The sequence below is a fragment of the Qipengyuania vulgaris genome, from assembly GCF_009827325.1.
In the GTDB taxonomy this organism is placed as follows: domain Bacteria; phylum Pseudomonadota; class Alphaproteobacteria; order Sphingomonadales; family Sphingomonadaceae; genus Qipengyuania; species Qipengyuania vulgaris.
In genome coordinates, this window is the sequence record NZ_WTYC01000011.1 from 21,835 (window position 1) to 31,112 (window position 9,278).

Below are 9,278 nucleotides of genomic sequence, written 5' to 3' on the forward strand. Positions count from 1 at the left end.
CCCGGCCTTTTTGCTTGCTGCTGATAAGCACAGCGCCCACAGATCAGGTGCCTGGCCCGAATACTTGGCCTTATCTGGATTATCGAACCAGCAGCGAAACTAGTATGACGTTATTTCCACAACCATTGCGAAGTGGAGGCTGTAATGAGGATGCTAAGTTCGACCCCGGGAGTATACTTGGGCTTCGTTGCAACTGCGGCGACCTTTTCCTCTCCCAGCTTCTCGCAGGTTGAAGCGAGCGAGCCAATCGAAGAGATTGTCGTTACGGCACAGCATCGCGAGGAACTCGCCAAGAATGTGCCAATAGCAGTGAGCGTCGTTTCGGGCGAGGATCTGCGCCGCGGCGAAATACGCAGCCTCCAAGAATTGGGGGCACGCGCTACTGGTCTAGTAACAACTGATTCCGTCAATTACGGCTTTGCTCCGTTATCCATCCGCGGCGTAGGCGGTGCTAATGGGGGCGGCAATATCTTCGCTGACGAGCCGGTTGCCGTATACCAGGACGGAGCGTTGGTGGCACGGCTTCGAATGTCCACAGCGGACTTGCTCGATATCAAACGTATAGAAGTCCTGCGCGGCCCCCAGGGTGTGCTGTTCGGTCGTAATTCTACGGCGGGCGCCGTGCTGATCCACTCGGCAGAGCCAACTACGGTTCTTTCTGGCCATTTGCGCGGATCGGTTTCTTCAATTGGCACTTTCAGGATGCAGGGGGCAGTCTCGGGACCTATCGACGACGACGCGCGCCTCTCCTTTCGGCTGGCAGGAGGCGGATCGTGGCGCGAAGGGTTCGGCAGCAATGCGTACGGCGAACGACTGAATGGCGGCCATGACGCCCGTCTTCGCGCATTTCTGCGCTTTAAAACGCAGGATAAAGTGCAACTGGACCTGATCGGCGAGATTAGCCGATCGCGCAACGAGCCCGGCACCATCGCCATTGCCGATCTCTCGGACATGAGCGATGAAAGAGACGGTTTTTTCGGCGGGAATGTCGTCTTTCCCTTTGTTCCGCGAGAGGACTTGGCGGACGTCGTCCAAAATAGCCGCTTTGCGCTCAACCGGCCGACCTACACCGAGCTGCGAGGAACCAGTCTGACGGCACGCGGCGAAGCGGCAATTGGCAAGCTAAACCTCGTTTCGATCACGAGTTACCGAAGTTGGAAATTGTCCGGGGCACAGGATTCGGACGGGACTGCGATCGATCCGATCGAGCCACCCTTCGTTGCCGGCAGAATTGGGAACCTCGGCGACAACGCCGCACTTCTGCGCGATAGCCAGTTTAGCCAAGAACTACGTCTAGCCTCGTCAGACGATCAGCAGTTTAGCTGGATGGTGGGAGGATACTGGTTCGAGGAGAGCAATCAGGCCAATCCGGTTCACATCAATAATCGGCTAGCTGGCGCAGGCGGCGGCGGGACCACGGCAACGTTCCGAACTTCGCAGAAGACCAGCAGTTGGGCCGGTTTCCTCAATCTTAGCTTTCGCCTGACCGATACGCTTAGCATCTCGGGCGGTCTGCGATACACGAACGAGCGGAAGGACTTCTTGAACAGTCTTACCGTTCGGCAGATCAACGCCTTCGATCCTCCGGGAGACGCTTTCATCCCTAGTGGCCAAGTCTTGGTGAAAGCGCCAGACTTGGCGCTTTCACGCACAGACGACAACGTGGCCTCGCGGCTGGTTCTCGAATGGCATGCGTCGAACCGCCTCTACGGCTTCATCAGCTACAATGGTGGTTTCAAATCAGGCGGCTTCAACGCGTTTCGCGGAATCGATCCGGAGTTTGCGCCGGAAGGCATCGACGCCTTCGAGATAGGCATTAAGGTCGATCCATTGCCTTGGTTGCGCGGCGAGGCCACCGCTTTTCATTACGCCTATCGCGATCTGCAGGTGCGGACGCCGGTGCCAACTGGGGGCATCGGGATCGAGAGCCTTGCCCGCGCCCGCCTGTTCGGGGGAGAAATCGAGCTGTCCGCCGCGCCGATAGCCGGGCTGAAGTTTGATGCGGGCCTTGCCCTTCTCAACACCAAAATACTTGAAGGAAGAGTCAGTGCGCTGCGCGACGAAAGTTTTGTTTTCGGGACTGCCCCGCCGGTAGTGTTAGTCGACGTCGGCGGAAACGAGTTGACCCGTGCGCCCGATCTGCAAGCCTATGCTTCCGGTCGGTACAGCTGGAAAATAGGCGGCATTGCGGCGAGTGCACAGCTTACCGCACGGCATCAAAGTTCGATATTCTTCCTGGAAACCCAGCAACAAAGCCCTACATTTCGCGCCAAAAGCTGGCAGGAATTTGAGCTAAGACTTGGAATTGGCGATCCGGAAAACAAATGGGAGGTCGCTGTCTTTGCCAGAAATCTCACTGACAACCGCCATTTCACGCAGATCACTGCTTTTTTTGGGCTCCCCAACGCGGCTCTGAATGCCCCCAGATCCTTCGGTCTGGCATATTCCCGGGGACTATAGATGCACGACTTTCCATCAAACGAAGGCCAAATCGAGATTCGAGACAGGTTCAAGTTTATCCGCCGGTCGGCTCGGCCTAATCGGCAAAAAGCATCGCAGCCGGAATGTTGCTGCGTCACGAGGGACATTGCGTCCAGATCGATTGCACCGTCCTATCCGGCCCGCTGAAGCGGAGATAGGTTCCGATCGGCAACTCCCCGATCCATTCTGACCGGATATCGAAGGTAGGTTCGTTTCTCTTTTGAGCCACTTCCCGGATCATTGCGCCCATAAGGCCACCGGCTTTTCACATTAGCATTTGAGTGAGCTCCCTAACTGGGCGCACTTACGTTTTTGTGGTACGCGTCTCCTAGTGGGTCGTTCAGAACAGATGTGATATTTCTGAGAGGCTGAGCATGAGATCCGCAAAGGAAGCAGTGTCCTTCCCGCTTCCTACAATCTTGGAACGCTCTAGCTTTCAGGTCGGCACGTTACATGTGGATCCGTCGCGGAATCTCATCGAAAGCGACACCGACCAGGTTGTTATAGAACCCCGGATCATGGACGTCCTGTGTACGCTTGCCGAACATCAGGATGAGGTGGTTACTCGAGCCGAACTGATCGAACGCAACTGGAGCGTACGATTTGGCGGCGATGAGAGCCTCTCGCGTGCGGTTTCTATCCTCCGAAAGGCTTTCAATTCACTTGGCGAAACGCAATTCATCGAAACGATTCCCAAGCGCGGTTACCGTCTATTACAACCCGTCCGTGGCCTTCCAACATCTGGCGAGGAGACATCGGCAAGGATGGTGGATTCCCGCGCATTTCTTGACGAAGCATCTTCACCCACGCTGCCGCCAAACTTTTCTGTAGCAGTAACCCCAGTTCGATGCGTGAGCGGACGGTCGGATGAGCGTCTGGCTGCGGACATCGGACATGCCCTCGTGGAGATGCTTGCACGCACTCCCCATTTATGGGTCGCCGCCTATGCTACCAACTTCGGAGACAAGCTAGAAGAGGTGGAGCCGAGGGAATTGGGGCGCCATCTGAATGTCCATTACCTCGTCACCGGATCGCTAGAACGTGATGGCGGCCGAATAAGGCTTCGTATTGAACTCATAGACGCGATAACCAACGCCTTCATTCTTTCTTGGAAGTTTGAGAAATCTGCCAATCACTTCAAGGCTGATCTAGAAAAATTCATTCTCGATCTTTCGACACCTATCGTCAGTGAAATCCAGATTTCCCAAGCATCATCGGCTCACTTGCTGCAGAAGAAGGATCGGGATGCCTATGAGATTATTCAATCGACCGAGATGCTGCGTACGGTTTATTGCGAGGGGCGAGCGAGAGAAATAGTCGCTCACCTCGAACATTTGCTCGAACGCGAACCCGAAAACGCCCTCGCCCATTCCTCTCTTGCAGTGCAGCTGGCGCAAAATGTTGTTAGCGCTTGGTCTGACGTTCCTACGGAGGATCTGGCAAAGGCAAACTCGCACATCACGAAAGCTCTGAAGATTGCTCCGCGTGACGCAGATGTGGAAGCTTCGGCTGGGATCGTCGCTTTCATGGCTGGCAAAGGCGAACAGGCTAGTTATTTCCTCAAACGCTCGCTGCAGAAGAACCCAAATAATCCGCACGCTCTTGCGGTCCTTGGATTTCAGCTTGGTGTCAGGAATGCTGATAGCGAGGGGATCGACATGATCCGTGCGGCGGAAAAGCGCGCACCCAACCATCCCCGTTATCCAATCTGGGCACACTACCGAGCCAGTTGTTTGATGGCCGCTGGCTTCCCGGAGGAAGCTATAGCTGCCCAGCGACAGGCAATCGAACGCAACCCGAATTATCATCTGAACTACATCTTGTTGGCAACTTCGATGGTTGTTCTAAATCGTCCTGAAGAAGCTCGCGCCGCAATCACGACTGCACTGGATAATGCTCGCCGATACTCGTTAGAAGATTGGATGAGGCTGCTGGAGGCGTTTCCCCAGCTCTACCAAACGCAGATGAGCAGCTCGGAGCTATTCGAGAAGTGCCGCAATGTTTGGCCTACCGAAGCCAAATCAGACCAGGCAGACAGAGATTACGGATAACCTCAGGCTTCCATAAGAAAGACCTCAGAAAAAAATCCGCATGCCATCCGGATTTCCCGGTCGCGATCTCCGATTGAACAGGGGTCGGAATGCTCCGCTACCCCAACTTGAAGGTGATCGTCATGAATAAGGTCTTTGCTCTAGCTCTCGCGACTGCGGCTTCAGCCGCGTTTCTCGCCCAACCGCTACTTTCTCAGAATATCGTCGTTACGCCGAGCGTATCTCACCAGACATTCGTCGAGAAAGTCTCCCGCGATCTCGACCGGCAACTCGCGACTGCCGCGCGTTTGGAAAATGCCCCCAATGGCGAAGGCATCTCCATCGTGCGCTTCACCCGTGCCAGTGATGGTGATGTGGAAAATGTGAAGCTCTATCGGGCTTCCGGCAAGCGCGGCTTCGACAGGGTTGCCATGCGAGCCGTGAGCCGTTTGCGTTCACTGGACAGCGTGCCGACGGGAGTGGGCCGGGACCAGGTTTATCAAGCGAATATCATTTTCGCCGAGGATGTGCGGGATGCCGGCGATCTGAACAGGCAGCTCGCCGCTGAAGAGGCCGCCAGGATTGCTTCCAGCCCGGCGGAACGTGAAATCCTTGCCTTGGGTAGCGCCGCACCCCGTCCGACATCCTGACGGCGCTACTCTTTCCGGCTCAAAATTGCAGCCGGGATCGCCCCGGTGCCGCATCCAATCCCCTTGAGGGAGGATGCGGTGCCGGGGTTTGCTATGTCCGCCCGGCTTTGGGCCTGGATTTGGGCCCGGCTTTGGGAACGCGGGCGACTGGGGTGGACCGATCGCCCGGCTTCTTTGGTTTCCGCCGCCGCTCTATTTCACCTTTGTAACTCTTCGAGACTAATGGTCTTGTGCGGTTGCCCGGATTTTCTACGAACAACCAATCACAAGACGAAGTCTGCCGCCGTCAGATCGGCGAGGCCATCGACTGCGATGAACAGATCGGCCACGCCGTCGCCATCGGTGTCGCCTTCGACCATCAGGCCGTCCTCGGTGGCGGTGTACCGCAGTTCGCCTGCCGTGCCGGAAAAGGCTGCATCGCCGATGAAGGCGAAGGCATCGTCACCGCCGCCTGCAATCGCATCGATCTGCGAGAGGTCGATGATGTCGCCATCGGCCTGGCTGAAGTCGAGTATGGTGTCGGCAAGGTGCGCGTAGCTGCCCGTATGGCCTGCCTTGAAGAGGAAGGTGTCTGCGCCCGCGCCGCCGGTCATCGTGTCGACGCCCCAGTTGCCGATCAGGATATCGTTGCCATCGCCGCCTGTCATGGTGTCGTTGCCCGCACCGCCGTTGACGACATCGTTGCCGTCACCGCCATCGAGCCCATCGTCGCCATTATTTCCTTGGACGAGGTCATCCCCGCCATCGCCGTGGACGATATCGTCGCCCCCTTCGCCGAACAGCAGGTCGCGGTCGGCGCCGCCGGAGATGATGTCGCCGCCGCTGCCGCCGTAGATCCGGTCGAAGCCGGAATTGCCCGACAGCATGTCGATCCCATCCTTGCCGAGAAGCACGTCGCCGCCATTGCCGCCGATGAGCGTGTCGTTGCCATCATCCCCGCGCAGCGTGTCCCAGCCGGCCTGGCCCTCGATCACATCGTCGCCGTCCTGGCCAAGCAGCAAATCGTTGCCGAACCCGCCGAAGAGATCGTCCGAACCGGCGTCGCCGAAGATTTGGTTGTCGCCATCACTGCCGGTCAACGTATCGGCAAAGGTCGAGCCGGTAAGGTCCTCGATTGATTCAAGCGTATCCCAGCCGGCTCTCTCCGTGTTCTGGGCTCCTTCCAGCGCGAGACTGACGGTTACGCCCGCCCACGCCGAGAGGTAGGACGCCCGGTCGTTGCCGTTACCGCCATTGAGCAAGTCATTGCCCGCGCCGCCGTCGAGCGTGTCCCAACCACCACCGCCACGCAGTTCGTCGCTACCCAGAAATCCGTGGAGCGCGTCATTGCCGAGACCTCCTAGCAATCGGTCTTGTCCGGCACTGCCTTCCAAAAGATCGTTGCCGGCGCGACCGTCAAAGAAAACCCCGACCGAACCATCATCGAAGCGAGCGGTTACGAAAAAATGATTGTTTGCCCCATCTCCGATCGCACTTGTCGAATATGCTCTCCATGCGTGAACTTCGACATTTTCGACATTTTCAATGTAGGCGTTAACCCTCCCGGCTCCACTTACTGTATTCTCGCTCAGATTCACCTGCGCACCAAAACCTGCTCTGACAAGGTCCGTTCCTCCACCACCATCGATCAACCCATCTGGTTGTCCGGAAAACCTCACACCTAGTTCGAAGATATCATCGCCTGTCCCGCCGTAGGCTGAATCTCCATTGCCAATGCTGAATTCGTCATTCCCTTCCATGCCATGGAACTCATCCGCAAAATCTCGACTGCCATAGAAGAAATCGTCGTAGCGACCTCCGATCAACGTCAGTGGTGAATTATAGTGCGGTACGAAAAACCAGTTCTCCCCTAAATTGCTTCCGATAATCACCTCGAAGCCGGCGGCGACGTAGTCCGCAAACTGAATCCGGTCGTAGCCAGCAAAGTCAGCATCACTGTCGTAGCATCTGAATTGCATCGCCCAAGATCCGGCGAAGATGTTCGAGGCATCAAGCGTGTCGTAGCCAGACCCGCCATCCAAAGTACGGGTTGGTCCACCAACACTTACTTCTTCAAGGGTGATCAGATCGTCATCCGGCGATGTGGTCGCAATGTTTTCCGTGACGGTAAAGGTCGTATCAATCCCGAGAGCATTGAGTTCGCCGATCGAATAATACGCGGAGTTGCCGGCATTATCCCATACTTCGGCTCCGCTGATTGAGAACGTTCCAGACGGACTGTTTTCATCGACGAGATACTCTCGGATAGAGATGCCATCGATGAAGCTATCCAGAGAATCCATTAGGGCGATCGGCGATGTATTACGACCGTCCGAAGAGAAGCTCTGGTCGATATACAGCACCACGCGGTCTACGCCCGTCCCTTCATCGCTGGCGGTAGCAGAGATGGTGACGCTCTCCGCTCCGTCCGTGAGATCTATGTCAGGCAGCGACAAGCCAGTCAGGACAGGAGCCGTAGTGTCAGGAGCCATATTGCTCGTCACGGTGAAGGTCGTATCAATCCCGAGGGAATTGAGTTCGTCGACCGAATAATACGTCGAGTTGCCGGCATTGTCCCAGACACGGGCCCCGCTTATCGAAAATGTTCCAGACGGACTGTTCTCGTCGACCAGATACTCGCGCAACGAGATGCCATCGGCAAAGCTATCCAGCGAGTCCATCAGGACGATCGGCGAGGTATTGGTACCGCCCGAAGAGAAACTCTGTTCGATATACAGCATCACCCGGTCTACACCCGTACCTTCATCGCTGGCGGTAGCAGAGATGGTGACGCTCTCCGCTCCGTCCGTGAGATCTATATCAGGCAGCGACAATCCGGTCAGGACAGGAGCCGTAGTGTCAGGAGCGGTGTTGCTTGTGACGGTAAAGGTCGTATCAATCCCGAGAACATTGAGTTCGCCGATCGAATAATACGTCGAGTTGCCGGCATTGTCCCAGACACGGGCCCCGCTTATCGAAAATGTTCCAGACGGACTGTTCTCGTCGACCAGATACTCGCGCAACGAGATGCCATCGGCAAAGCTATCCAGCGAGTCCATCAGGACGATCGGCGAGGTATTGGTACCGCCCGAAGAGAAACTCTGTTCGATATACAGCATCACCCGGTCTACACCCGTACCTTCATCGCTGGCGGTAGCAGAGATGGTGACGCTCTCCGCTCCGTCCGTGAGATCTATATCAGGCAGCGACAATCCGGTCAGGACAGGAGCCGTAGTGTCAGACGTTTCGTTCAGGACCGTCTTTTGTGATTTCACGTAACGTGCACTAGCACGCGATAAATTCCGCATCATGACGACCCCTTAAATTCAGCCAAAGTTGGTTGGTGGTGAGATACTAATCCCAACAGCTTAAAGTTATCTTTGAAAGAAGAGACATCTGCTCAGTTTGTGAAATCCAGCCCAGCGGATCACGACTGGATGCTGATACCGAGCTGCTGCGGGATCGGTCGTCTTGCGGTCTGGCCACCAATGTGCGTTTCAATGACTTGATCATAATACGAAATCACTCGCAGTCAGATCGGCCAGGCCGTCCACCGCGATGAGGAGATCGGCCACGCCGTCGCCATCGGTGTCGCCTTCGACCATCAGGCCATTCTCGGTGGCGGTGTACCGCAGTTCGCCTGCCGTGCCGGAGAAGGCTGCATCGCCGATGAAGGCGAAGGCATCGTCACCTCCGCCTGCAAGCGCATCGATCTGCGAGAGGTCGATAATGTCGCCATCGGCCTGGCTGAAGTCGAGGATGGTGTCGGCAAGGTGCGCGTAGCTGCCCGTATGGCCTGCCTTGAAGAGGAAGGTGTCCGCGCCCGTACCGCCGGTCATCGTGTCGATGCCCCAGTTGCCGATCAGGATATCGTCGCCGTCACCGCCCAGCAGAGTGTCGTTACCCGCGCCGCCGTTGACGACATCGTTGCCGGCCCCTCCATCGAGCACATCCTCGCCATTGTGGCCTTGCAGGAGGTCGTTCCCGCCATCGCCCGAGATGGTGTCGTCGCCCCCTTCACCGAACAACAGGTCGCGGTCGGCGCCGCCGGAGATGATGTCGCCGCCACTGCCGCCATAGATGCGGTCGAAGCCGGAATTGCCCGAGAGCGTGTCGATGCCGTCGCCGCCGAGCAGCA

5 protein-coding genes are annotated in these 9,278 nt (G+C 56.9%); 3 read left to right on the plus strand and 2 right to left on the minus strand.

Annotation, left to right across the window (positions count from 1 at the left end; genetic code table 11):
* Nucleotides 1-144 precede the first annotated feature (144 nt).
* The 3 genes from GRI69_RS14335 (at nt 145) to GRI69_RS14345 (ending at nt 5,161) form a co-directional block, all read left to right on the plus strand.
* Nucleotides 145-2,460, plus strand: a complete 2,316-nt coding sequence (locus tag GRI69_RS14335; protein ID WP_160728956.1) for a TonB-dependent receptor — start codon at nt 145-147, stop codon at nt 2,458-2,460.
* Between the two features lie 395 nt (nt 2,461-2,855).
* On the plus strand, nt 2,856-4,532 hold the full coding sequence (locus tag GRI69_RS14340; protein ID WP_237453138.1) for a winged helix-turn-helix domain-containing tetratricopeptide repeat protein: 1,677 nt from the start codon (nt 2,856-2,858) through the stop codon (nt 4,530-4,532).
* Nucleotides 4,533-4,654: 122 nt separating this feature from the next.
* Complete coding sequence (locus GRI69_RS14345; protein ID WP_160728958.1) at nt 4,655-5,161, plus strand: TonB family protein; 507 nt, start codon at nt 4,655-4,657, stop codon at nt 5,159-5,161.
* 263 nt (nt 5,162-5,424) lie between these two features.
* Here GRI69_RS14345 and GRI69_RS16365 read toward each other — a convergent pair whose 3' ends face one another.
* Nucleotides 5,425-8,415 carry a calcium-binding protein gene (locus GRI69_RS16365; RefSeq protein ID WP_160728959.1) on the minus strand — a complete coding sequence of 997 codons (2,991 nt, stop codon included), beginning with the start codon at nt 8,413-8,415 and terminating at the stop codon, nt 5,425-5,427.
* A gap of 234 nt (nt 8,416-8,649) precedes the next feature.
* A partial coding sequence (locus tag GRI69_RS14355) for a calcium-binding protein (protein ID WP_160728960.1) occupies nt 8,650-9,278 on the minus strand: 629 nt, incomplete at its 5' end.